Here is a 24,382-nt window from a genome sequence, read left to right as displayed (position 1 = left end):
GAACGTTAGGATGTTAAAATGAAGATTATGGGATTAGACGTGGGTTCAAAAACGGTCGGAGTTGCCATTAGTGATGCCCTAGGCTGGACGGCCCAGGGGGTGGAAATCGTTCCCATTGATGAAGACGAAAAGGAATTTGGATTGGAACGCATTGGAGAGCTCATTGCAGCCAATGACGTACAACTAGTCGTGATTGGCTTGCCCAAAAATATGAATAATACCGCCGGACCACGGGTGAAAGCATCCAAACGCTATGGCAAAATGGTGCGCGCTAAATTTCATCTCCCCGTCGAATTTGAAGACGAACGGTTAACAACCGTAGAAGCGGAACGAATGTTAATTGAAAAGGCTGATGTTTCGCGAGCCAAACGGAAAAAAGTAATTGACAAGGTAGCAGCTGAATTGATCCTACAGGGTTATCTTGATCGTAATCATAATTAACGAAAGGAGTAAGGTTATGGCTGAAGAACCACAAGCAGAACAAATTACCCTCATTGATGAGGATGGCAATGAAATTCTTTATAACGAATTATTTACGTTTTCCTCAGAAGACTATGGTCGTTCTTACATTTTGATGTATCCAGCTTCAGAAGAAGGAAACGATAGTATTAACATTGAAGCTTATGCGTTACCAAAGGGAGCTGATCCAACTGCTCCTGATGATGCGGATCTGGAACCAATTGAGAGTGATGCCGAATGGGAAATGGTGCAAGAAACTTTAAACACCTTCTTAGATCCAAACGGCAAAATGTAAGTATGCATAAAAAAGGGGCCAACACTTATGGTGTTGGTCCCTTTTTTCCCGTCAGCATGATAAAATAGAGCATATTGGAGGGCTTGACGTGAATAATAAACGAAGATTTAAAACGAGAATTGGCAAAAAAGAATATACGTTAATTGGAGCAGCATCTGATCAACATATGCGGGCCGTGGCCAAGATTTTAAACGACGATTTAACGAAACTAAAGAGCCAATCCCAGAACCTAAGCGAGGAAGATGCTGCCATTTTGCTGGCGTTTAACGCAATTTCAGAGCAGTTGGATAAACAATTAGAGTTAGACCAATTAAAAGCCCAACTCGAGCATGATAATTCAGATCAAACAGACACAACTAGATAAGCAAGGTGTTGTTAGTTTATGAACAAAAAAATTTTACAAACATTAGAATACCAACGGATTAAGGATCAGATTGCACCGTTTTTAGTGACCGAAGCCGGCCACGAAGAACTGAAGCAATTATTGCCGAGTTCTACACCAGCCACCGTGCAGCGCTGGTTAGATGAAACGGACGATGGCGCTCATTTGTACCGATTGAATCGGACGATCCCGTTGCCCAAATTGAAGGGGGTCCAACCGGCGTTACAGCGCTTAGCCGTTGGCGCCAGTTTAAACGGGAAGGAATTGGCTCGGATCAACGTGGTGCTTAGGGCCAGTCTGCGGGTTCAACGCTTTTTTAATGAGTTAGCGGATGAACACGTGGAGTTGAATCTTTTAGATCAAGAAGCAGAATCTTTTGCTGTGCTTCCTGAAATCACGGAACGCCTGCAGCGGTCAGTGGATGAAAATGGCTTTTTAAAGGATGAGGCGTCTGCGACGCTACGATCCATTCGCCGGCAGATTTTGCAGTTACAGGGAACCATTAAAGGCCGCATGGAAAGCTACATGCACGGTAAAAAAGCCGAGGATCTTAGTGAACCCGTAATTACGATTCGGGATGATCGCTACGTGATCCCAGTGAAAGCGGAAGCCAAACAAAAATTTGGGGGAATTGTCCACGATCAAAGTGCCACCGGGCAAACTTTATACATTGAACCCGCTAGCGTGGTGGGACTTAACAATGACCTGCGGAGCGAACAAATTAATGAACGAGAAGAAATTAAACGCTTGTTGCGAGAACTTTCTGATTTGTTGCGACCGGAACAAGCGGCTTTGCAACAAAACGCTACAAAGTTGGGTCACTTTGATTTTATCAACGCTAAGGCTCGCGCTGCGGCACAACTGCAAGCGACGAAACCGACTTTATCGGCTGCCAATCAAGTTCATTTAAAACAAGCGCGCCATCCGTTAATTGATCAGGAGCACGTGGTGGGAAATGACTTAATTCTGGGTTACGACTACCGCCAAATTATTATCACCGGTCCAAATACCGGGGGAAAAACAATCACAATGAAAACACTGGGTTTGCTGCAACTAATGGCGCAATCCGGACTATTTATTCCAGCCGCCGAAGGAAGTCAGGCAGGATTGTTTGACGAAGTCTTTGCTGACATCGGCGACGAACAATCCATTGAACAAAACTTAAGTACTTTTTCTTCACACATGGATAACATTATTCAGATCCTGCAACAAACGACGAAGGACAGTCTGGTCTTAATTGATGAACTCGGGGCTGGGACTGATCCGCACGAGGGAGCCGCCCTTGCCATCTCAATTTTGGATGCCATTGGAACCAAACAAAGTGAAGTGCTGGCCACGACACACTATCCAGAACTAAAGGTTTACGGTTACAACCGCCCGGAAACAACGAATGCTTCGATGGAGTTTGACGAAGAAACGTTGCAACCAACCTATCGCTTATTGATGGGGATCCCGGGACAAAGTAATGCATTGAGCATTGCAGCGCGGTTGGGATTGCCAGCTGACGTGGTGGCCGAAGCTCAGTCGCTAACGAGCCAGGATAGTCAAGAAATTAACCGGATGATTCAGCAGTTAACTAAGCAAACCAAGGCAGCCAATGAATGGGCTGAGAAGTTAGAAGCTGAATTGGCTGAAGCAACTGATTTGCATGATGAACTGCAAACTAAGTTTACTCAGTTTACTGATCAACGAGAGCAAATGCTAAATGCGGCGAAACGTGATGCCAATCAAATTGTGTCACGAACCAAGCGGGAAGCCAATGCGGTAATTGCTGATCTGCACCACAAGCAAAAGCAGGGTGCTAATATCAAAGAACACGAATTAATTGCAGATCAAGGGAAGCTCAATGCACTTGAACAACATCCGGAACTACAACATAATCGGGTTTTACGGCGCCAAAAAGCAAAAAAATCTTTTCACGTGGGGGATGATGTCCTCGTCAAAACATATGGTCAACGTGGGGTTTTGTTGAAAAAAGTCGGAAACCACGATTGGGAAGTTGAACTGGGAATTTTGAAGATGAAAGTCTCCGAAAATGATCTAGAAAAGGTCAAACCAGAAAAGCCAAAACACCAGGCCACAGCCAGCGTCCGTAGAACTAAGTCAAGTGGTTTATCCACCACTTTGGATCTGCGAGGAGTCCGATATGAAGAGGCCATGCAGCGCTTAGATCGTTACATTGATGCGGCTTTGTTAGCCGGTTATCCGTCAGTTACCATTATTCACGGGAAAGGAACTGGAGCACTACGGACGGGAGTTACGAATTACCTAAAACGAAATCGGCAGGTTGCTTCTTTCGGTTTTTCTCCAGCTAATGCTGGTGGTGACGGTTCAACGGTGGTAAAATTCAAATAAGGTTAAATGATTGTAATTTAAATTAAAGTTGTTATACTTACAGTTAGTAAGTTAATGAGTTAATGAAGGAGGAAATTAACATGGTACACGAAATTACAGATGCTAATTTTGCTGCTGAAACAGCAACTGGAACAGTGGTAGTTGATTTTTGGGCCCCATGGTGTGGTCCATGTAAGATGCAAGGTCCAGTAGTTGAAGAACTGGCCAATGAAGAAACGGGCATCAAGTTCTGCAAAATGAACGTGGACGATAACCAACAAACGGCGGGACAATTTGGAATCATGAGTATTCCAACTTTGTTAATCCTGCAAGATGGTAAAGTAGTTGACCAAGTTGTGGGATATCACCCCAAGGCTCAATTACAAAAGACGTTGGCTAATTACACGGCCTAACGAAAAAGGAAGCTCAGCATGAGCTTCCTTTTTTTATGGAGTCTGATCATGAACAATGGCAATCATGACGACGAGAATGCCAATTCCAAATAAACAGAGACAGTAGATATTCTCTAAAAAGTGATTAAACCGCTCTTGCTTAGGGGAGAGCTTTCCGGCACTCACTAGGTAGCTGATTCCCTGTAATAATAAACAGAAAAGCATAATTAATACTAATCCAGCGGCGATGACTTCTTTTTTACTCATCTAATCACTTCTTCCTCGATCATTACTTCACATTCATTATATTATGAAAAAGAAAAAAGGAGACTAAAAACGTCTCCTTTTCCTATAGATTTTCTTCGATTTCCTTATCGCTTTCAGCGGGGAGTTCCGAATCAGAGTTACGGTAACCATAAGCAAAGTAAATTATTACTCCAATTAAGAACCAAACAATGGAGTAAATCTTAGCTTGGATATCAAGTCCCAGAAAGACGGCTAGGGAACCCAAGAACCCTAAGATTGGGAGAACGGGGAAGAATGGTTGCTGGTAAGCAGCGTTTGGTAACGTTTTTCCTTCCCGTTTTCGCAATGGATACATGGCCAGAGAAACAGCCATAAAGGCAATCAGTGTTCCGGCAGAAATCAATTGGGCCAAGAAAGTAAATGGGAAGATGGCTCCCATTACAATCCCAACAATGGTAATAATCCAGAGGGCGTTGGCGGGAATGTTTTTCCCGTTCAGTTTGCCCAATCCCTTTGGAAGCATCTTGTCACGTCCAAAGGAGTAAATCAACCGGGAACCGGCCATCATCATTCCAATTAAAGCAACTAACATTCCAACCACGGCAATTGCTTGAACGACGGAAGCGATGATAACGTGACCTTCCTGTCGAAGAGCCCAACCAACTGGTTCAGCGTTTCCAGCGTACATGCTGTATTTAAACATCCCCACTAATACCAATGAAACAGCAACGAAAAACATGGTTCCAATGATAAGGGAGCCAATGATTCCACGTGGCATCGTTTTTTGGGGGTTTTTAGCTTCCGCAGAGTTAGCGGCGATGGAATCAAAGCCAATGTAAGATAGAAAGATAGTTGAAATTCCGGCATAAATTCCTTGCCAACCCCCAAACATGGTTCCATCAGCATTCATATGTGGTTTGGGAAAGAAAGGAACGTAGTTTTGAGCTTTGATTGCCGTTGCCCCTACAACAACGAAGGTAACAATTGCAAGTAGCTTTAAAATTACCAAAACGTTTGCGACTTTCGTTGTTTGCGAATCACCACGTAGTAGGATAAAGGTCACTAGTGCGACCACGATTACTGCAATTAAGTCAAAAATTCCACCATTAGTGCCTAGTGGATTGGCAATTGCATTGGGCAGTTTCCACCCAAGCGGGGAAATTAGCCCCTTGACGTTAGCCGATAATCCGGCAGCTACGAAAGCTACGGCAATCAGGTATTCGGCCAGCAACGCCCAACCAACCACCCAACCCCAGAATTTGCCAAACAGAACCGAAATCCAGGAATAGGCAGAACCCGCAAACGGCAGAACCGAAGCCATTTCAGCGTAATTCATTGCCACTAATCCAGCAACGACGGCTGCTAGTAAGAATGAAATAACCACCGCAGGTCCCGTGTAGTTAGCGGCCACAACCCCGGGAAGGGTAAAGATGGAAGTTGATAAAATTGTTCCTAATCCCAGAGCTAAAAAGTCTTTAACGGTCAACGTTTTTTCCAACTTTTGATCCTTGTTGGCGTAGAAACGAAAATCAACTTTTTCGTTCATTTTTTTGAAGATATTTTTCATGTGCTCCTCCTTTGAAGCTTGTTGAATTTTGAATCAGGAATTCAACTAGTTTTGGTGGGTTCCGGTTTAGTGATTCAAAACCCTAATTGGAGATGGTTACTGAACTGAAACGCGGCGCTCCCTCCTTTTTTATGAAAAAAACCACCCAGAATCTAGCAGAAACTGGATGGTTTTAAAAGGCCATTAGGTAAAAGCCCATCACAGTTTCCTGTTTGAATCTGTGTGGACTTAAACAAGTTCTCAGTGGTTAGAGACGTCCTGCATTATCCACACGCCGGGTAATTAAACTGACGAAAATGAATAATGCGATTAAACTGGCGGACATCTGAACCATGAGAAAAACTCCCTTATTTAAGATTTTTTAAAAGTATAGGCTGAATTAAGATGGCTGTCAACCACCATTTTTATTTTGGCTTAAAGCGTTTAGTCAGATACCAAGTTGTGAGTAATCCTCCGGCAGTTAAAACGGCCCCTCCAAAGCCGAGCGCGGACATCCCTAGGTGATCGACAATTAAACCACCGCAAGCTGATCCCACTGCAATCCCGACGTTACTAAAAATGGGGTTAAATGAAGACGCCAACACTAATGATTGGGGATAATCTGTTTCCGCAATCGACATATAAAAAAGTTGGAGGGTGGATCCAGCAAGATAGATGGTGAATCCCATGATTAAAATGGCACCTAGTACTGCGCCCGGAACGTTAAAGAAGAAAGAAGTCGCTAAAAGTGCACCTAGTTGGAGCAAATAAAATTTTAAACTACGCTGTAAGCCGTTGTGAGCGGCTAAATTACCGCTGTACTGATTACTTAAAAGAGAGGCCACCCCGTATAACAGCAAGAAAACCGTAACAAAAGTAAGGCTATAACCAAAGTGGTCAGTTAAAATGGGAGTGGCATAGGTATAAACGACGTAGACCCCACCAAGATTAAAAATGGGGATCAAAATTCCCAATTGAATACGATGATCGGTAAGAATCTTAAATTGTTCGGTAAAATGGTTAACGGGTTGTTGATGAAGTGAACCGGGTAAAGAGAAATCAAACAAGATAAGGATGATCCCGGCTAGAACTGCAATCAACAGGAAAATGAGGCGCCACCCAAACAAACCACTTAACCAAGTACCTACGGGCACACCAAAGACAGAAGCAATGCTAAATCCAGAAAAAACCCACGCCACAATCCAAGCCCGCTTTGGCACGGGAGCAATATGAGTAGCGAAGGTAATCGTAATGGAAATGGTAATCCCAGATACAAGTGCAGTAATAATCCGAGCCACTGTCAATAGGGTGAAACTAGACGCAGTTGCTGCAATGAGATTACCAAGAATAAAGCAACTTAAAACAACATTCATGACCTTTTTTAAAGAATGCTTCCCAATTAAAAAGCGATAAAATTGGGGTAGAAATGGCATAGATCAGGGCAAAGAGGGTCGTCAAAAAGCCCACACTGGCAAAACTTACGTGAAAAGTTTTGGCAATGTTCCCAAGCACCCCGATAATAATAAATTCGCTCATTCCCAAGATGAAGGCAATGGCGATTAAAAGGATGGTTTGCACCTTGAATTCTTTCATGCTGTTAAAACTCCTTTTCGTGATATTAGCCGTCTTCTGAGTTTAGCAAAAAACGGTATAATATTTAAAGATGAAAAATTAAAAGAGGTCGAACTATGCCTAAAATAAAGCTCAAGCGCCACTCCAGCCTGATTATGTTGTTGTTACTCGGGTGGAGCGTACTTTTAATCGGAATTTTTTCGTACAGTTCACCGTTGTATGATTTTAATTATACGGGTGATAACAATAATTATTTAACGGTCGGCAAGGCTCTAATGCACGGAATTGTGACCTATCGTGATGTTTTTGAACAAAAGGGTCCCTATGTTTATCTATTGTATGGATTAGCTAGTAAAATTTCCTTTACCACTTTTTGGGGAGCGGCTCTCTTTGAGATTGTGGGTTTGTGGTTGATTACATTAGCAGCGTGGAAATTAGCTAGTCTGTGGTTTAGCCAAAAAACGGCAGTTGGAATTGCACTGGCCTCCGTTTTATTCGTACTAATGGAGCCTTACTACAGTTATGGAGGAACGGTGGAGTTTTGGGTTTATCCCGCCATTTTGAGTGCACTGCTAGTGGTGTGTCAATTTGATCAAAAGCTGCCCCAATTACCAAAATTAGCTTGGTTTTTTCAAGGGCTATTAGTAGGAATCGTCTTTTTTGCTAAGTATAGCTTGTTAGGCACCTGGATTGCTCTGTTTGGCGGCCTAACGCTGTGGTTAGTGCTGCAAAAAAAATGGCGCGGGCTGTTTTTGATGATTGGTTGGTCCGGTTTAGGCTTTCTCGTGAGTACGGTTCCGTGGTTGCTCTACTTTGGCTGGAAAGATGCATTACCAGCGTTTATTCGAGTTTACTTCATTGATAATTTAACTTTGTACAGTAAGAATCATGGAACACCACTGCAGAAATTAGGCCATTCATGTGGGGCGTTAATTCACTTTTTAGGTTTAGAACAGCCAGAATTAGGATTAATCGTAATCATTGGAATCGCTGTTCTTGTTTGGCAACGACATTTGTTGCGTTTACCAACTAAATGGTTGTTAATCGCAATGATGCTTAGTAATGGTGTATTGGTCTTATACGGTGGTCAATTTGGTCCGTACTATTATTTAGCTTATTTTCCAGACATTTTGTTATGTGCAATTTTAGGGCTAGTTTTATTGAAGCAGATTGTTATTAAAGCCAACATTTGGAAACGGAATTACCATCCGGTTGGGATTTTTAGTCTTGAAATCGTGGGATTACTAATGGCATTACTAATCATTAACTCTAACCCGTGGTCTTCGCGATTGGTAAAAAATAATCCTTCTGTGACCTTACACCCCACTAAAAAACGCCAAGTACCAGCCCAAATTCAGTTTGGTAAGTTGATGCGCCAACAAAGCCAGGGGCGCCCCACGCTGTTAACGTTTGATTTTTTGGAAAATGGCTTTTACCTAACCTCTGGTGCATACCCAACGGTTTACTATTTTGAAAAAAATAACATTCCAGAACAAAAACTACCCGCAATGTTGGAATCGGGAATTAGCGCTATGCAACACAAACAAGTGGAATGGGTTGTAATTGCTACTCCGCCGACCAAGCATTGGCAACACGGCAAGAGCTTGCAAACGAAGCAGGGTCGTCAAGGAATTCGGGTTTTACAAATGAATTATCGGTTAGTTGCGACCCACTCACAATTATCACAAGGAAATCCGACGCAGTACTGGTTATTTAAACGCAAATAAAAAGAGGCCCAGCTGAGCTACCTCCCTCTAAGTCAAACTTGAATTGATGGGAGACGACGCTACATCGGCAACCTCTTTTTTATTTATTCTGGATTAGCTTGTGGTAAAACCACCGTTGGATTGGGAGCCTGCTCTGGAGCAGGTTGATTGGGATCAGTGACCACCGTGATTTCAATGGGACCAGTTAATTTCTTTTTGGATTCCGCTTCAGAAATGCTCCCGCTATTTTGTTCCTGAGTTTGAGCCAAAAAGCCCGTTTCGAGCATGAAATCGCACTCTTTATTCATTTTTAATCTCTGAGTAACTGGGGTCCCACTTAATTGCCAGACGAGCTTTGTTCCTGCTTCCTTTTGTTTGGTCAGGGTTCCCCAACGATTTGCAGCAAAAAAAGCAGGAACGTCGGCAGTTGCAACCGGAAATTTAATGGCTAAGTTCTTGCCGGCCCAATACAAAATATCACTTAAGTCATCACTTAAAAGATCCGGAAGAAGTTCGTCACGGAGAAGATAGGTACTCCAATCAGCTAAATCGGAATTCAGTTCTTGATACTTATTAAAATCGCTTTGGTTCTGTTTGCTCATAATATTAGTTGCTCCAATCAAAAAGACTTTGCATTCCATTCTATCATAACGTTCATTTGAAAAAAGATTCATCAACTTTATAGTATAATTGATTTAGCGAAAGGGGAGAGAAAAATGAACACAGCACCACTCGCATTTATGGACTCTGGAGTGGGAGGACTAACGATTTTAAAGCCGGCCTTCGCCCAGTTGCCACAGGAAAATACCCTTTTTTTTGGTGATGAAGCTCATCTTCCCTACGGTGAAAAACAACCGCAACAAGTAATTGATTATTCGTTGCAAATTGGACGCTTTTTTGCCCAAAAACAGGCGAAGATGATGATTATTGCTTGTAATACTGCTTCAGCGTTAGCGTTATCAACCTTGAAAAAAGCACTACCGTTTCCCGTATTAGGGGTTGTTGAAGCTGGAAGTCGGTCAGCACTTCGGGCAAGTTCCCAACAAAAAATTGGAGTAATTGCAACCCGGGCCACGGTGAACAGTCATGCCTACCGGAGTACTATTCAAAAGCTCGCGCCACAGGCAGAAGTAGTTGAGGTTGCTTGTCCAACCTTTATTCCATTGGTGGAACAGGGGGATTATCGCAGTGAACGGGTTCGACAGCTAGTCGCAGAAGGGCTAGAACCGTTGCGGGGGAGTGGAATTGATACTCTAGTTTTAGGATGTACTCATTTCCCCATCATCAGAGATCTGATTCAAAACGAAATCGGCTCCAAAGTGACGCTGGTTGATCCAGGAGCAGAAACAGTTTCTCAAGCACAACGGATATTGCAACAACAAGATTTATTAGCAGGACCACAGGATCCGGATCACACTTTTTATACATCCAAAGATCCAGAAAGATTTCAAAAAGTGGGAGAACAATGGCTTAATAGAAAGGTGGACGTGCAGTTGGTCACTCCAGATCAGCTGGAACATTATGACGACTAGTAAAGAAATTGTAATTGCATCTAATAATCAAAATAAAATTCGTGAATTTAAAGAAATGCTTGAACCATTAGGTTTTTCGATTAAATCAATTGCTGATTTTGATAATATTCCGGCAATCGATGAGAATGGGAAAACGTTTGAAGAAAATGCTACCATTAAGGCTCAAACGGTGGCCAATGCGCTCCAGGTGCCGGTGCTAGCTGATGATTCTGGACTAGTAGTTCCAGCCATTAACGGGGAACCAGGAATCTATTCAGCGCGGTATGCCGGTGATCATGATGACCAGGCGAATAATCAAAAATTATTAAAACGGTTGCAGCATTCTGATGATCGGAATGCTTATTTCCACACTTCGTTAGTTATTATGAAACCAACGGGAGAAAAATTACACGTGACGGGAATCGTATCTGGAGAAATTTTAACGAAACCCCGGGGTAACAATGGTTTTGGCTATGATCCATTATTTTATGTGCCCACTTTACAAAAAACACTGGCTGAGCTGACCGATGACGAGAAGAATCAAGTTAGCCATCGGGGGCGTGCACTCGAAAAATTACAACAAGTTTTAAATTACTGGTGGTAAAAAAATAATCCTACTTTGTCTCAAAGTAGGATTATTTTTATTTAGTTTTAATTGGGGTTGTAACTTGAGTACTAGCTGGAGCAGTTGGTTTTTGTGGTGGTTGAACGGTTTGAGGAGAGAGAGGTAAATCAATCCCAGCTTCCTGCAGGGCGGTGAGGTAAGCCTGTAGGTATTCAGCTTGGACATCATCTTCAGTGCCGTTTTTACAAGTGATGCAGGCTTCAACCGCTAACGATCCATCTGCCAGGTATACTGTTCCAAACACAAGTGGATCACCAATTACATCAGAGTTAGAACCCTTCTTTTTCTCATTAACGTCTTGCATAATTGATTCAATTTTTTTGATAGGAGCCTCTGGAGTAATACGAATGTCAACGAGGGAAGTTAAATTACCACGAGATAGATTGGAAATCGTGGAGATATTGCGATTAGGAATAAAGTTGACGGTTCCCGTGGCACTTCTAACTTGAGTGGTCCGCAATCCCACGGCTGCCACAAATCCATCAATCCCATTAATTTTGACGTGTTCGCCGACTTCGATTTGGCGTTCGGAAAGAATGAAAAATCCACTAACAATATCGCTGACGAATCCTTGTGCTCCAAGCCCAATGGCTAAACTAAAAATTCCAGCCCCAGCAATGAGAGTTCCAACCGGAATTCCCATTACTGAAAGAATTGAGTATAGCCAGAAGAATAGCACGATATAGTTATAAGCATTTTCTAATAAACTATAGATTGTTTTGTTTCGTTTTCGGCCTGGATCATTAGTTAGAGTGGATTGTTGTTGCTTTTTGAGATCGCGATGATGGAAAACATGATAGATAATGCTTTTTCCGACCTTAGCAATAACTAGAAACAGAATCGAAAGTAAAATAATCGTAACAATTTTAGAAGTCAGATCAGCGACAATTTTATTCCAATCAAAATTATTTAAGTACCGGTTAATGACGGTATTATTAGTATATTGGACTAAATTAGCTGAAGTTTGACTAGCTAATGTGATTAACTGCATAAGCAAGCTCCTTTTTAGTGTATTTCATTCTTTCATTTTAGCAAACTCACCCCGTTAAATTAAAGAATTATCACGTGTAAAATTAGATTAAGATTGTTTTAAATTATGATTAATGCTATTCTTAACCTGTTAGAAACCATCTAGGAGGTAAGTTATGACAATTGGAGGAATTGCAGCTTTGATTGCTGCGTTAGCATTTTTACTGTTAGTAATCTTTTTATGTGTTACTTTAGTGCATACGGTGAAGGTTTTGGATGGCGTTTCTCAAAACTTGGAAAAAGTAACTGACAACATTGACACCCTTAGTCACCAAGCAGACGAGTTATTAACCAACGTGAATGCCAAGTTAGACCAAGTTGATCCGGTATTTCAAGCAGCTGCTGACCTAGGAACAACTGTTTCAGACGTTAACAATGGGACTCGAGCAACAATTGAAAATATTAAAAATCGGGTGCAATTATTTACTAAAACTTCCATTTTAGGAATTGCAACGAACCAAATTTCAAAACATTTCGCTAAGAAGAAGGATCAAAAAGCAGCTAAAGTGGCAAAAGATAAGAAATAAGCACTTAAAATTTAGGAGAAAATACAATGGATACGAAAAAAGGTTTATTGTTAGGCGGCGTTTTAGGTGGAGCAGCGGCATACTTAGCGTTTCGGACGTTAGATGCTGAAAAAGAAGCTGAAGTTCGCAAACACGTTTTAGAAACAGCAGAAGATGCTAAGGATCGTGCGGTTGACTATGCCTTTTATGCAGCTGATGCGTTAGCAGATGCCCGTGAAATGGTTAACGATAAGGTAACTGATTATCGTGATTCATTAGCTGATACTTCGGATAAAGTTAGTGATAAGTTAAATGATTTAAAGGATGATTTAAACCAGTTACAAGGTTACTTAAACACCCTACCGGTTGCTAAACAGCCGCTAACTGATGAAGAAAAATCAGACGAAACTGATGACATTACGGTTGATATGGATGATGCTTTTGCACCTCAAAATAGTGATGATGAAAAAGGTTCAGACCGTGCTGATCACCAAAAGTAAGGAAATTAATTCTTAAAAAGAAAAGCCCATTAGCGGGCTTTTTTTATTGGCTAATTGCTTGAATGAAAACGGTTTCTTTGCTATCCTAAAAGGAGATGTACTTTAGAAAAGAGGGAGTGCTTTGAAAAAGAAACAAACGGTGACCATTTATGATGTAGCACGTGAGGCGCAAGTCTCTATGGCAACGGTTTCGCGTGTGGTTAACCACAATCATAACGTAAAACCTGCGACGGAAAAAAAGGTGATGGAAGTAGTCAAACGCCTTAATTATCGGCCGAATGATGTTGCGCGAGGGCTGGCTAGTAAAAAAACGACAACGGTTGGAGTAATCATTCCAAACGTTACGAATTCTTACTTTGCAGCACTTGCCCGGGGAATTGATGATATTGCCGAAATGTATCAATATAACATTATTTTGACTAATTCTGATGGTGATGAAAAAAAGGAAGTCAAAGCACTCAACACGTTGTACTCAAAGCAGGTCGATGGAATCATCTTTATGGGTAATGAACTTAGTCCAGCAGTTCGAGATGAATTTAAGGAAGAACGCATCCCAGTTGTTTTAGCCGGATCAGTTGATCCGCAGAATGATTTTCCAAACGTTAACATTGACTACCAGCAAGCTGTGCATAGTCAGGTGAATGAACTTGTGAAGACAGGAAATCAACGAATCGCTTTTGTTGCTGGTGATTTAAAGCGAGCAATTAATCAAGCTTTTCGTCTTCCTGGCTATCGGGAAGCTTTACAAGAACATAATTTACCGTTTGTTGCAGATTTGCTTTTTGAAGCCACTGATTACGATGATGGTTACGAACTGTGTGACAAGTTATTGGCACAACAAGCGACAGCGGCGATGGTTAGTAACGATGATGCTGCGGCTGGTATTATGAACGGAATGAACGATCGGGGGGTCAATGTCCCTGAACAATTTGAGATTGCAACAAGTGATAATACCAAGATCACAGAAATGACACGGCCGACTTTGTCAACAATTACGCAGCCGTTATACGATGTTGGGGCTGTATCAATGCGGTTGTTGACAAAATTAATGGATAATGATGATGTTGAGCAAAAACAAGTTTTACTTCCCTTTGGAATGAAGCAACGCGGTTCAACTAAAAGCGCGTAAGTTGCTTATAGCAACGGTTGTTGCTATAATTGATAATGTTAATTTCGAATTACGGAAGGAGTGCTTTAAAATGTCAGGACATTCAAAATGGCATAACATTCAGGGCCGTAAAAACGCTCAAGATGCTAAGCGAGGAAAAATTTTCCAAAAGATTTCTAGAAACTTATATCAAGCCGCTAAAGCTGGTGGAGTTGACCCGGATGGGAACCCCCAATTACGGCTAGAATTAGAAAAAGCACGGGCAGCTAATATGCCTAAGGATAACGTTCAACGGGCTTTGGACAAGGCTTCTGGAGTTGGTGGAGCCAAGTTCGAAGAAGTAACCTACGAAGGTTATGGACCTGGTGGAACGGCCGTAATGGTATCCACTTTAACTGATAACAAGAACCGGACTGCTGCTGCAGTTCGATCTGCTTTCTCTCACCACGGCGGTTCATTAGGAACAAACGGTTCAGTTTCTTACATGTTTGATCGAAAGGGCTACATTGTAGTTTTACGGGATCAAACTGATGATGATGAAGATTCGATGTTAATGGCCGCATTAGATGCTGGTGCAGATGACATGAAGGCCACTGCAGATGAATATCAAATTTTTACTGAACCAAGCAGTATGACTGCCGTTCGAGATGCTTTACAAGAAGCTGGATATCAACTGGATAATTCTGAGGTACGTTTGTTCCCACAAACTACGACGGAAGTTCCAGAAGATAAAGTTGCTCAGTACACGGGCTTAATTGACGAATTATCAGATAATGATGACGTTCAAGACGTTTACGAAGCAGCAGTTTTACCAGAAGATGTCGAATAATAATTAAATAGTTACGAAAAGTCGCAATCTTAACGAAGGTTGCGGCTTTTTTTGCGTATTTACAGACAAAGGATGTGAATGAGCATGGAAATTAAGCAACTATTTCAAGAGATTATGACGTTTGCGTTAGAAAAACGAGCTTCAGATGTCTATTTTTTACCTAAAAGTCAAAATTACGAAGTGAAGATGCATACGTTGCAAGGGGTGATTCAACTATCGGAGTTGGATCATGCAACTGCTCAACGGGTTTTAACCTACTGTAAATATAGAGGAGGAATGTCCATTGCAGAGAAACGGAGACCGCAGCTAGGGGCGCTTCGCTTACGGGGATTAAACCGCAATTTACGGATCCGATTGGCAACGGTCGGCAGCTTTAATCAACATGAAGCATTGGTATTGCGAATTATTTATGATGGTGATCAACGTCACTGTCAGTTTTTTAATCCTCAAGTGCTGAACCAGTTACAACAGCTGACGCAGCACCGAGGGCTCTTATTGTTTGCTGGTCCTACTGGATCTGGCAAAACAACCACGATTTATGAACTCGCTCGCTCCCTGCCTATCACCGATATGATCATGGCGATTGAAGATCCCGTTGAAATTTTTGAGGAACGTTTTTTACAGTTAGAAGTGAATGAGCAAGCGGGAATGACTTACTCTAATCTACTTAAAGTTGGTCTACGACAACGTCCTGATGTTTTTATCATTGGAGAGATTCGGGATCAAGAAACAGCTCAAATTGCGATTCGAGCCGCTTTATCGGGGCACTTGGTCCTTAGTACCATTCACGATAAAAATTTGGCAGGAATTGAGGAACGCTTATTAGACCTGAATGTTACCAAAGCCCAATGTCAAGCAGCGTTGACCGCAACCGTTTATCAACGATTATTGCCAAGCACTAGTACGGATACGAAAGCGTTAGTTGCTTTTCGAAGCAATGTACGCTCACAAACGGCTGAAGTTAGCTGGCAAACTGAAATTCAGCGCGTTAAGCAGCAGGGAGTGATTACTAATGAATGTTTTCAAAAGTTTGAAAATGGATGATAAGCAGTCTATTTCGTTAAAAAAGCAAGCTGCCTTGTTTGCTTCGTTATCAGAATTGATTCGGAATGGATTTTCTTTGATGGAAAGTTTAAATTTTATGGAAACTACCACGCCCATCGATGCTAAACTAATTCGAAAAATTCGGGAACAACTGGATGCGGGACAAAACCTGTCAGCTTCAATGCGATTTTTTCTGACGTCGGATCTGTACCAACAACTGCGAATTGCTGATGAGCATGGCGACGTAATTAGTGGCATGCTGGATATTAGTCGCTTTATTCAACTAACAATGAAGCAACGGCAAAAAATTAAAGCGTTAGTCACCTATCCACTAATTTTAGTGGGGTTGTTAGTTATGATGGTCGTGATTATCAAACTCGTAATCATGCCGCAAACGTCCAGTTTATTGCCCAACCAAACCCCACAAGGAACTTCATTTCCCTGGTGGTGGGTTGGTGGAATGATTTTAGTGTTGGGGGTTGGATTGTTGTTTTTTCTGTTTAAACGAGTCACAGGCATTCGACGGGCAGAGTTATTGGTCAAATTGCCCCTAGTTGGGCGGCTCTTTCGCAATTACTATGCGTATTACGTAGCAAACAACCTCGCGTTGATGTTTAAAAACGGATTAGATTTACACCAAATAATCCTTGTGTTTCATCAGTTTGAAACGAAGAGTCTCTTGTGGGAAATGGGGGAGCGCGTGGAACAGTCCATTCAGCGTGGTTATGGACTGCAAGCAGGTTTGGCTCAGTATCACTTCATTGCGCCCGAAATGGTAACTTTTTTAGAAAATGGAAGTGAACAAGAACAAGTTAGCCAAAATTTATTGGCGTTAAGTGAGCTCTATTTTCAACGCCTAATGCAGAGCTCTGACACGCTGATTAAACTCATTCAGCCATTGTCATTCCTAGCAATTGGAGCACTAATTTTTATCACCTACTTACAGATGTTGATGCCAATGTATGAAGCAATGAAAGGAATCTACTGATGATCACTAAACTAAGAAAAGGTTTTACTCTAATTGAGATGACAATTGTGTTGTTTATCATTTCTTTATTAATCTTGATAATCATTCCTAACCTTGGTAGCCAGAAAAAACACGCACGTTCCGTTCATGGCTCTGCAATGACTTCCATGGTTCAAACGCAAATTGATTCCTATAGTGATGAAGAAGGGGATCCGAATGTAACCTTTCCTAAGTTAGTTGAACATCACTATCTTACTGATAAACAGGTACAACAGGCCCAGTCCGAAAGCATTGTGATTGAGGGGAACCATGCGTACCAAAAATAAAAGAATGGGATTCACCCTGTTAGAAAGTTTAATTGTCCTCGGATTAACTTCATTCACCCTAATAACATTAACGGTAGGAGTCCGCTGGTTTAATGATGCCACCGTTACAGAAACTGCCTTTTGGCATGATTTTGCCAATACATGGAATCGAACAATAGTATTAGCGCGCCAAAAGCAGACGCCTGCTACGGTGACATTTGTCCCCCATGATCAAATTATTTTTCGTAGTTACAATCATGGAAACCAGTTTCAAAAAAGAATTAACCTGCCGCCGGGACTAAGTCCGGTCCGTTGGTATGAGGTTAAAATTACTGATCAAGGATATGTGAAGCCACAAACTTTGCGTTGGCTGTCTACTGCGAGCCGGACCGAAATTTGGCAAAAATTCCAATTGGGATGGGGGAGCTATGTAAATGAACAACATAAAACGAATGCGTAAGGGAATTACATTGGCCGATTCGTTGGTAGGCCTGTTGGTAATTTGCGCTGGAAGTCTTTTTTACTTTGAAACGGTCCAAACAATTCATCAACGAACACATGATTGTGACACACAACTAAAAATTGTTCGAAAAGCGTATGAACAGCGTACGGGTCTGAAAATTGAAGTCTAAACGGCTGGGATTTACGTTGATTGAAACGGTAGTTTCACTTGGATTGATTGCAGTTGGCATTAGTTTAATGCTAATGACATCTAGGTTGATGCGAACGGATGTTAATGTTCAAAACCAAACCCTCCAGTTTTATCGTTTCGTTGATGTTTTAGAGTCGCACCACTTCCAATTTAAAGTGGATCATTGCACGGCAGAAGCGGTTCAACTAACTAGTCAAACCGAGCAACAGCGCTACTATCTGTTAGTTTCTAAGCAAACGGTTAAATTACGAACCAGTCAAGGCGGCTACATGCCCCTGTTAATGGACGTTCAAAAAACAGAATTTTCCGTGCACCAGCAATGGCTGATCATTAAAATTTTAATGGGAGGAAAGTGGTATGAAGCGCACGCACCGTTGGCGTCTCGGTAATTTAACCTTTATTTCAATCTGTTTTTTAGTTTTGATTGGAACGATTTTACTGTACCAATCGCAAATGACAAACATGTACATTGAGAGTAATCAAACGCGGATTAAATATTATCAGCACCAAATTCAGATTAGCCGTGGTTAATCTTGAAATGATAGGGGTGATTCGGTACTATTGTCATAGGTGAAGCCCACCAAAGGAGCTGATTATGTGACAGAAGAACAAACAACAGAATTATTTCAAGTTTTTGACCAATCAGCCGAGCTTTTAAAGCAAGCACTGGATACTTCTTATCTGGATGCCTTGATTGAGACAGCTGACAATATGATTGATGATAATCAAGTCCGCGTCGAAAATGGAGTTCCTAATGAACATCAGGTTCAAGCACTGAGCGATTTATACAAGCAGGTCGATTACCACGAACTAGATGCGACCACCATTCGAAAAGCAATCCAGATGGCAATGATTAAGGCGATTAAAGTGGATCGAATTCAAGCAATCCATCAAATCACGCCGGATACCATTGCGTACACAATGGGGTACTTGGCGATTCGGCTGGTAAAGAAACAACAACGTGTCAAAATCCTTGATCCAGCGGTTGGCTCAGCCAACTTATTGACGGCAGTGATGAATCAACTGCACCAGGAAGCGCATGAGCAAGTTTCTGGAATTGGAATCGATAACGACGATTCTTTAATCTCTGTAGCTAGTATTAGTGCTCAAATGCAAGGTCTAGATTTAGAACTAGTTCATCAGGATGCTTTGGACGAATTACCAACCGAACCAGTTGATTTAGTGGTATCTGATTTGCCCGTTGGTTACTATCCGGTTGACGAGCGGGCTCAGCACTTTGCCACTCGCGCAAACGAGGGACATTCGTACGTTCATCATCTCTTGATGGAACAGGCCATTAATTATCTGGTTCCCGGTGGATTTGGGGTTTTTCTAGTTCCAAGTGGGCTGTTTCAGAGTCCTGAAACTAAGGGACTGTTAAAATGGATGCAGGATAATGTATACTTACAGGGAATCCTTAATCTGCCTGGAGAATTATTCCAGAATCAAGCAGCACAAAAAGCCATCATGATTGTCCAAAAGCAAGGCCATGGAGCACAGCAAGTCGGGCAGGTCATGCTCGGGGAGTTTCCTTCATTTAAGGATCCAGATGCATTTCAACGATTTTTAGCAGAAATTGTGGAATGGGAAGAACAAGATTTACTGAAAAAAGAGCAATAAGGAGATCATTATGAGTAAAGTAATTGCGGTTAATGCTGGAAGTTCGACGTTAAAATTCAAATTATTTGAGATGCCTGCTGAAGAAGTAGTGGCAGAAGGAGTAATCGAACGAATTGCACTGCCAGATGCCCACGTTACCATTAAGTACGGTGATGGCCAAAAATATGAAAATGTAACGGAAGTTAAAGATCACGAAGCTGCCATCCAAATTTTATTGGATCAATTGTTAGACTTACAGATTATTAGTGATTATAACGAAATTAACGGGGTAGGACACCGGGTTGTTGCCGGAGGAGAATACTTTGACCGTTCGGTAGTGATTACCCCGGAAGTTTTGCAAAAAATTGAAAGTTTAAGCGAATTTGCTCCTTTACATGAACCAGCTAATGTTTTAGGGATCAAAGCCTTTAAGAAAATCCTACCAAACGTGATCAGTGTCGCAGTGTTTGATACGTCCTTTCACTCTACCATTCCAGAAAAGAATTACTTATACAGTCTTCCATACGAATATTACGAAAAATATAAAGCTCGTAAGTACGGAGCTCATGGAATTAGTTATCGGTATGTTTCGCAGCGGACAGCTGAAATTCTGGGAAAGCCGTTAGAAGATTTGAAGTTAATCGTGATGCACTTAGGAGCTGGTGCTTCCATTTGTGCCATTAAAAACGGGAAATCTTATGATACTTCGATGGGCTTTACCCCAGTAACTGGAGTTACAATGGCAACTAGATCTGGGGACGTTGATCCTTCTTTATTAGCTTACGTAATGGAAAAAGAAGGAATGACAAACATTGAAGACATGATTAAGGTCTTGAACCAAAAATCTGGGTTACTGGGAATTTCTGGTGTTTCTGCCGACATGCGGGATGTAGAAGCTGCCCAAGACACTAATCACCGGGCTAAAGTTGCTCGAGAAATGTACGTTAACCGGATTGTACGTTACATCGGAACTTACCTCGCAGAATTGGGTGGTGCAGACGCAATCGTCTTTACCGCTGGAGTTGGTGAAAACAGTATTACGGTTCGTAAAGAAGTTACGGATCAACTTCACTACTTTGGAATTGGCGTTGACGAAGAAAAGAACAACGTTCGCGGGGTGGAACGAGACTTGAGTGCCGCTGGCTCCAAGATTAAAACCCTGTTAGTTCCAACTAACGAAGAATTGATGATTGTTCGTGACGTTGTTTCGTTAGCAGAACAAAATAAATAATTAAGTTTGAAAGGGAGGTTCTTAGCGGAACTTCCTTTTTTTTTATACTTATTTTACTTAGACAGATGTTCACGAATTGGGTATAATCGAGTTAATTAAGATTTTCACTAGATGAAAGGATGTCAGTCGTGAGTAAAGATAACCAAGCAGCCCCTGAGATGAACCGGGGATTAAAAAGTCGACATGTACAGTTAATTGCCCTTGGAGGAACCATTGGGACGGGGCTGTTCCTTGGTGCTGGTAAATCAATTCACTTGGCGGGACCCTCACTGCTTTTAGCTTATTTAATTGCTGGGATTGCGTGCTTTTTCTTAATGCGGGCACTCGGTGAGTTATTACTTTCTAATACGAAAAGTGTTTCCTTTATTGATTTTATTGAGCAGTATTTAGGACCCAAAACGGGATTTGTTGCCGGGTGGACGTATTTAGTCTGCTGGATTACGATTGCCATGGCTGAGGTTACTGCTGCTGGTTTATACATGCAGTTTTGGTATCCGAAATTACCAATCTGGGTAACGGGACTATTTTTATTAGTAATTCTCTTCTTAATGAATTCAATTACGGTGTCAGCGTTTGGAGAAACTGAATTCTGGTTTGCAATTATTAAAGTGGTTGCCATTTTGTTACTAATTTTAACTGGAGTTGTTTTAGTAGCAATTCATTATAAAACACCCGTTGGCTATGCTAGCGTGACTAATCTTACGAATGGCAACTTCTTCCCGCATGGCTTAACTGGCTTCTTTTTATCGTTTCAAATGGTGGTATTTAGTTTTGTGGGAATTGAAATGATTGGAATGACGGCGTCTGAAACGAAAGATCCCCAGACCATCATTCCAAAGTGTATTAATGACGTCCCGGTTCGAATTATTCTCTTTTACGTAGGGTCATTATTAGCGTTGATGTGTATTTTCCCTTGGCAATACATTTCTCCGTCTTCAAGTCCATTTGTCCAGGTCTTTCAAGGATTAGGGATTCGACCAGCCGCTGCCATCATTAACTTTGTGGTACTAACGGCGGCTGCTTCTTCCTGTAATAGTGCTATTTTTACCACAGGACGAATGCTTTACTCATTAACCCAAAAATCAGGAAATCGACTGGGTCAGCATCTTGGGAAACTTTCTCACCGCGGTTTACCTACGAATGCCATTTTCTTTTCCACGGTTATGATTGGGTTATCTGTCATCTTAGATATCATTGTTCCAAGTGGGGTTTTTGATTTTATTTCTAGTGTGGCCACGACTTGTTTCTTGTTCATTTGGTCGTTAATTGTGGTGGCTCATTATCAATATCGGCAACAATTAACTCCAGCTGAAACTAGCCAGCTGACGTTTAAAATGCCGTTTTTCCCATACGCTAATTTCTTTACAATTTTCTTTATGATTTTTGTAGCCATTATCTTGCTCTTCCAGACGCAAACTCTGATTGCGTTAATTGGATCGGTAGTTTGGCTCGTGGGGATGTATCTTTTTGATTTTTATCGAACCAGAACGACTAGCTAACTCTTAATTAAATCCGCTTTGTTTCGTTTGAAACGAAGTGGATTTTTAGTTACAAAAGAATTAGAAATCAATGTTAGAATGTGAATAGATTGAAGTTTGACGATTAGAGGTTAAAACGTGAAAACAAAAGTTGCAATTTTACACACGAATGATTTACATTCTCATTTTGAAAATTTCCCCCAAATTATCCAACTGATGAAAACGAGAACCGTGGAATTGGAAAAACAAGGGTATACCGTGTTTCGGGTTGATGATGGTGATGCAATTGATCGGTTTGAACCGTTAACAGATGCCACTGGTGGACAAGCTAACATCAAACTTTTAAATCAGATTCATTATCATGTGGCGACAATTGGTAATAATGAGGCTTTAACTACCTCACATGAAGAACTCAGTCATTTGTATGATCACGCTAATTTCCCCATTGTTTTGGACAATGTTTTAGATGCTAAAACCGGGAAAGCACCACGGTGGACTTATCCGTTTGTAGACTATCAGCTTGCCGATGGCACCCGAATTCGGTTTATGGGATTAACCTTTCCATATCCAACTTTTCGCTTTATGGGATGGATTCCCAAGCCTGTTTTTCCCACCATTACCAAATGTTTGGAACAATGGCAGGGGCAATATGATGTTTTAATTTTGTTATCTCACCTGGGAATTAATCAAGACCGCCAAATTGCCGATCAATTTCCAGAAATTTCCATTGTGATTGGTGGCCATACCCATCATTTACTGGTACAAGGAGAATTACGAAAGCAAACGCTTCTGACCGCAGCCGAAAAATGGGGTCATTATGTGGGAGAAATTACCTTTACAGTGGAAAATCACCAGGTGCAAAAGCGAGCTGCTCGGGTGATTCCCACTGCTCCGTTAGTTGCTGATTCTCTGGATCAAGTCCAAGTGCGCCAGTGGCGGGAAACAGGGCGGAATTTACTAGCGAAACAACAAGTGGCGCAGTTGCCGCATTCTTTTAAGACCTCTTTTGTCGATGATAATCCGTTAGTGCAATTGGGATTACGTGCCGTTGCAGAGAGTATTGGAGTTAAGGCCGCTGTTTTGAATACGGGGCTCTTTTTACATGATCTTCCGGCGGGCGTTGTTAATATGGAACAAATTCAACGGATTTTACCACACAACATTCATGTCATGAAAACTAAACTCTGGGGATATGATTTATGGCGGTTAATGATGGAAATGCGCAAAAATCGGAACTTTTTAATTGCTTTTCCGCAAAAGGGGATGGGCTTTCGGGGAAGTCAATTTGGTCGCTTAGAGGCCCTAGAAGTCCATTTTAACGAGCAAAATCAATTAATGTGGCATGATGAACTAGTTGACCCACAGCAGCAGTATGAAATTGGTTTGTTAGATCATTATCAATTCATTCCCTTTTTCCCAACTATCGATGTGGTGGGAGAGAATACCATTTATTTTGATAAAACTCTCAAGGATGTTTTGGCCGCTTATCTGAAACGTCACTACCCAATTCAAGGAGGACAGCATGGATCACAGTCAAATTGAAGATTTAATTGAACAGCGCAAGGAAGAGCGGACCCCTTACGCTGAAATTCAACGTGTGGATGAAACAACGCTTAATATTAATGGACATCTATACGTAATTGAAACTAACGTTCGTGATGCCTTTGACCTCGGGGAATTTAGTAATCGTTTTAACGGAATTTTCACCCATTATGATTACATCGTCGGTGACTGGGGTTATGGACAGTTACGGCTGGCTGGATTTTATCGAGACGATCGCAACGTCAGTGAGGAATTACGCTACCGAACCATTCAGGATTATTTACTCGAAGTAGCTAATTTGGGGACTAATTACTTTATTATTAAAAATTTGGATCCGGTAGTTAAATCAGTGGGACCACGGACTAATAATTACCAAATTAGTTCGCGACTTAAAGAGAAGCATGGTAAGAGGAAACGAACTACGAATCGTTCTCGTAATCAAAATCGGCCGGCAAAATCCTTTCAACCTGGAAAACACCGGCGGAAACGTCAATTTACCATTCGCCAGAGAAGTGAGGATTAAT

30 protein-coding genes are annotated in these 24,382 nt (G+C 41.6%); 24 read left to right on the top strand and 6 right to left on the bottom strand.

What is annotated here, in order from left to right; all coding sequences use genetic code 11:
* The first annotated feature begins 18 nt into the window (after positions 1 to 18).
* The 5 genes from ruvX (at position 19) to trxA (ending at position 3,883) form a co-directional block, all read left to right on the top strand.
* Positions 19 to 441 (top strand): Holliday junction resolvase RuvX, encoded by a 423-nt coding sequence (ruvX, locus tag M3M39_RS06035; protein ID WP_252796957.1) that lies wholly within the window; start codon positions 19 to 21, stop codon positions 439 to 441.
* 16 nt (positions 442 to 457) lie between these two features.
* Positions 458 to 754 carry a DUF1292 domain-containing protein gene (locus tag M3M39_RS06030; RefSeq protein WP_252796956.1) on the top strand — a complete coding sequence of 99 codons (297 nt, stop codon included), beginning with the start codon at positions 458 to 460 and terminating at the stop codon, positions 752 to 754.
* An 88-nt stretch (positions 755 to 842) separates the two neighbouring features.
* A complete protein-coding gene (locus M3M39_RS06025; protein ID WP_252796955.1) occupies positions 843 to 1,118 on the top strand; it encodes a cell division protein ZapA in 276 nt (91 codons plus the stop codon).
* Positions 1,119 to 1,136: 18 nt separating this feature from the next.
* Entirely contained in the window at positions 1,137 to 3,491 is a 2,355-nt protein-coding gene (locus tag M3M39_RS06020; protein WP_252796954.1) for an endonuclease MutS2, read from the top strand.
* Between the two features lie 80 nt (positions 3,492 to 3,571).
* Positions 3,572 to 3,883, top strand: a complete 312-nt coding sequence (trxA, locus tag M3M39_RS06015; protein ID WP_252796953.1) for a thioredoxin — start codon at positions 3,572 to 3,574, stop codon at positions 3,881 to 3,883.
* Positions 3,884 to 3,916: 33 nt separating this feature from the next.
* Here the strand turns inward: trxA and M3M39_RS06010 are convergent, their stop codons facing one another.
* The 4 genes from M3M39_RS06010 to M3M39_RS05995 all read right to left on the bottom strand — a co-directional run bounded on the left by M3M39_RS06010 (position 3,917) and on the right by M3M39_RS05995 (position 7,247).
* On the bottom strand, positions 3,917 to 4,129 hold the full coding sequence (locus M3M39_RS06010) for a hypothetical protein (RefSeq protein ID WP_252796952.1): 213 nt from the start codon (positions 4,127 to 4,129) through the stop codon (positions 3,917 to 3,919).
* 82 nt (positions 4,130 to 4,211) lie between these two features.
* A complete protein-coding gene (locus M3M39_RS06005; RefSeq protein ID WP_252796951.1) occupies positions 4,212 to 5,675 on the bottom strand; it encodes an APC family permease in 1,464 nt (487 codons plus the stop codon).
* Between the two features lie 404 nt (positions 5,676 to 6,079).
* A complete protein-coding gene (locus tag M3M39_RS06000) occupies positions 6,080 to 7,027 on the bottom strand; it encodes an MFS transporter (protein WP_252796950.1) in 948 nt (315 codons plus the stop codon).
* Positions 6,993 to 7,247 carry a hypothetical protein gene (locus tag M3M39_RS05995; protein ID WP_252796949.1) on the bottom strand — a complete coding sequence of 85 codons (255 nt, stop codon included), beginning with the start codon at positions 7,245 to 7,247 and terminating at the stop codon, positions 6,993 to 6,995. Before M3M39_RS05995 ends, M3M39_RS06000 begins: the two co-directional genes overlap by 35 nt.
* A gap of 95 nt (positions 7,248 to 7,342) precedes the next feature.
* Between M3M39_RS05995 and M3M39_RS05990 the strand changes: the two genes are divergently transcribed.
* Positions 7,343 to 8,953: an ArnT family glycosyltransferase gene (locus M3M39_RS05990; protein WP_252796948.1), complete on the top strand. Its 1,611-nt coding sequence runs from the start codon at positions 7,343 to 7,345 to the stop codon at positions 8,951 to 8,953.
* Between the two features lie 83 nt (positions 8,954 to 9,036).
* On the opposite strand, the gene M3M39_RS05985 is transcribed toward M3M39_RS05990, so the two are convergent.
* Positions 9,037 to 9,534, bottom strand: a complete 498-nt coding sequence (locus M3M39_RS05985; protein WP_252796947.1) for a DUF2507 domain-containing protein — start codon at positions 9,532 to 9,534, stop codon at positions 9,037 to 9,039.
* 114 nt (positions 9,535 to 9,648) lie between these two features.
* On the opposite strand from M3M39_RS05985, the gene murI reads away from it, so the two are divergent.
* The gene (murI, locus tag M3M39_RS05980) at positions 9,649 to 10,464 is read left to right on the top strand and encodes a glutamate racemase (protein WP_252796946.1); all 816 of its coding nucleotides are present in this window, start codon (positions 9,649 to 9,651) and stop codon (positions 10,462 to 10,464) included.
* Complete coding sequence (locus M3M39_RS05975; protein WP_252796945.1) at positions 10,454 to 11,047, top strand: XTP/dITP diphosphatase; 594 nt, start codon at positions 10,454 to 10,456, stop codon at positions 11,045 to 11,047. Before murI ends, M3M39_RS05975 begins: the two co-directional genes overlap by 11 nt.
* A 37-nt stretch (positions 11,048 to 11,084) precedes the next feature.
* Here M3M39_RS05975 and M3M39_RS05970 read toward each other — a convergent pair whose 3' ends face one another.
* On the bottom strand, positions 11,085 to 12,059 hold the full coding sequence (locus M3M39_RS05970) for a mechanosensitive ion channel family protein (protein WP_252796944.1): 975 nt from the start codon (positions 12,057 to 12,059) through the stop codon (positions 11,085 to 11,087).
* Between the two features lie 154 nt (positions 12,060 to 12,213).
* Between M3M39_RS05970 and M3M39_RS05965 the strand changes: the two genes are divergently transcribed.
* The 16 genes from M3M39_RS05965 to M3M39_RS05890 all read left to right on the top strand — a co-directional run bounded on the left by M3M39_RS05965 (position 12,214) and on the right by M3M39_RS05890 (position 24,381).
* Positions 12,214 to 12,624, top strand: coding sequence for a DUF948 domain-containing protein (locus M3M39_RS05965; protein WP_252796943.1), 411 nt, complete (start codon positions 12,214 to 12,216; stop codon positions 12,622 to 12,624).
* 26 nt (positions 12,625 to 12,650) lie between these two features.
* Positions 12,651 to 13,103, top strand: a complete 453-nt coding sequence (locus M3M39_RS05960) for a hypothetical protein (RefSeq protein WP_252796942.1) — start codon at positions 12,651 to 12,653, stop codon at positions 13,101 to 13,103.
* A 121-nt stretch (positions 13,104 to 13,224) separates the two neighbouring features.
* Positions 13,225 to 14,232 carry a catabolite control protein A gene (ccpA, locus tag M3M39_RS05955; RefSeq protein WP_274705441.1) on the top strand — a complete coding sequence of 336 codons (1,008 nt, stop codon included), beginning with the start codon at positions 13,225 to 13,227 and terminating at the stop codon, positions 14,230 to 14,232.
* Between the two features lie 70 nt (positions 14,233 to 14,302).
* Positions 14,303 to 15,040 (top strand): YebC/PmpR family DNA-binding transcriptional regulator, encoded by a 738-nt coding sequence (locus tag M3M39_RS05950; protein ID WP_252796941.1) that lies wholly within the window; start codon positions 14,303 to 14,305, stop codon positions 15,038 to 15,040.
* 84 nt (positions 15,041 to 15,124) lie between these two features.
* Positions 15,125 to 16,084, top strand: a complete 960-nt coding sequence (gene comGA, locus M3M39_RS05945; protein ID WP_252796940.1) for a competence type IV pilus ATPase ComGA — start codon at positions 15,125 to 15,127, stop codon at positions 16,082 to 16,084.
* Positions 16,053 to 17,072, top strand: a complete 1,020-nt coding sequence (locus tag M3M39_RS05940) for a type II secretion system F family protein (RefSeq protein ID WP_252796939.1) — start codon at positions 16,053 to 16,055, stop codon at positions 17,070 to 17,072. The genes comGA and M3M39_RS05940 overlap by 32 nt, the downstream gene beginning before the upstream one ends.
* On the top strand, positions 17,072 to 17,377 hold the full coding sequence (gene comGC, locus M3M39_RS05935; RefSeq protein WP_274705440.1) for a competence type IV pilus major pilin ComGC: 306 nt from the start codon (positions 17,072 to 17,074) through the stop codon (positions 17,375 to 17,377). Before M3M39_RS05940 ends, comGC begins: the two co-directional genes overlap by 1 nt.
* Positions 17,361 to 17,816, top strand: a complete 456-nt coding sequence (locus M3M39_RS05930) for a type II secretion system protein (protein ID WP_252796937.1) — start codon at positions 17,361 to 17,363, stop codon at positions 17,814 to 17,816. The genes comGC and M3M39_RS05930 overlap by 17 nt, the downstream gene beginning before the upstream one ends.
* The gene (locus tag M3M39_RS05925) at positions 17,791 to 17,988 is read left to right on the top strand and encodes a type II secretion system protein (RefSeq protein WP_252796936.1); all 198 of its coding nucleotides are present in this window, start codon (positions 17,791 to 17,793) and stop codon (positions 17,986 to 17,988) included. The genes M3M39_RS05930 and M3M39_RS05925 overlap by 26 nt, the downstream gene beginning before the upstream one ends.
* A complete protein-coding gene (locus tag M3M39_RS05920; protein WP_252796935.1) occupies positions 17,978 to 18,397 on the top strand; it encodes a competence type IV pilus minor pilin ComGF in 420 nt (139 codons plus the stop codon). The genes M3M39_RS05925 and M3M39_RS05920 overlap by 11 nt, the downstream gene beginning before the upstream one ends.
* Positions 18,366 to 18,539 (top strand): hypothetical protein, encoded by a 174-nt coding sequence (locus M3M39_RS05915; RefSeq protein WP_252796934.1) that lies wholly within the window; start codon positions 18,366 to 18,368, stop codon positions 18,537 to 18,539. The genes M3M39_RS05920 and M3M39_RS05915 overlap by 32 nt, the downstream gene beginning before the upstream one ends.
* Positions 18,540 to 18,605: 66 nt before the next feature.
* Positions 18,606 to 19,628: a class I SAM-dependent methyltransferase gene (locus tag M3M39_RS05910; protein WP_252796933.1), complete on the top strand. Its 1,023-nt coding sequence runs from the start codon at positions 18,606 to 18,608 to the stop codon at positions 19,626 to 19,628.
* A 10-nt stretch (positions 19,629 to 19,638) separates the two neighbouring features.
* Positions 19,639 to 20,838, top strand: coding sequence for an acetate/propionate family kinase (locus M3M39_RS05905; RefSeq protein ID WP_252796932.1), 1,200 nt, complete (start codon positions 19,639 to 19,641; stop codon positions 20,836 to 20,838).
* A 158-nt stretch (positions 20,839 to 20,996) separates the two neighbouring features.
* Positions 20,997 to 22,337, top strand: coding sequence for an amino acid permease (locus tag M3M39_RS05900; protein ID WP_252797987.1), 1,341 nt, complete (start codon positions 20,997 to 20,999; stop codon positions 22,335 to 22,337).
* Between the two features lie 117 nt (positions 22,338 to 22,454).
* The gene (locus M3M39_RS05895; RefSeq protein ID WP_252796931.1) at positions 22,455 to 23,858 is read left to right on the top strand and encodes a bifunctional metallophosphatase/5'-nucleotidase; all 1,404 of its coding nucleotides are present in this window, start codon (positions 22,455 to 22,457) and stop codon (positions 23,856 to 23,858) included.
* Positions 23,839 to 24,381, top strand: a complete 543-nt coding sequence (locus M3M39_RS05890; RefSeq protein ID WP_252796930.1) for a YutD family protein — start codon at positions 23,839 to 23,841, stop codon at positions 24,379 to 24,381. Before M3M39_RS05895 ends, M3M39_RS05890 begins: the two co-directional genes overlap by 20 nt.
* Position 24,382: the final 1 nt, after the last annotated feature.

The sequence above is a fragment of the Fructilactobacillus hinvesii genome (assembly GCF_024029435.1).
Lineage (GTDB): Bacteria > Bacillota > Bacilli > Lactobacillales > Lactobacillaceae > Fructilactobacillus > Fructilactobacillus hinvesii.
This window is presented reverse-complemented; position numbering and strand designations above follow the sequence as displayed.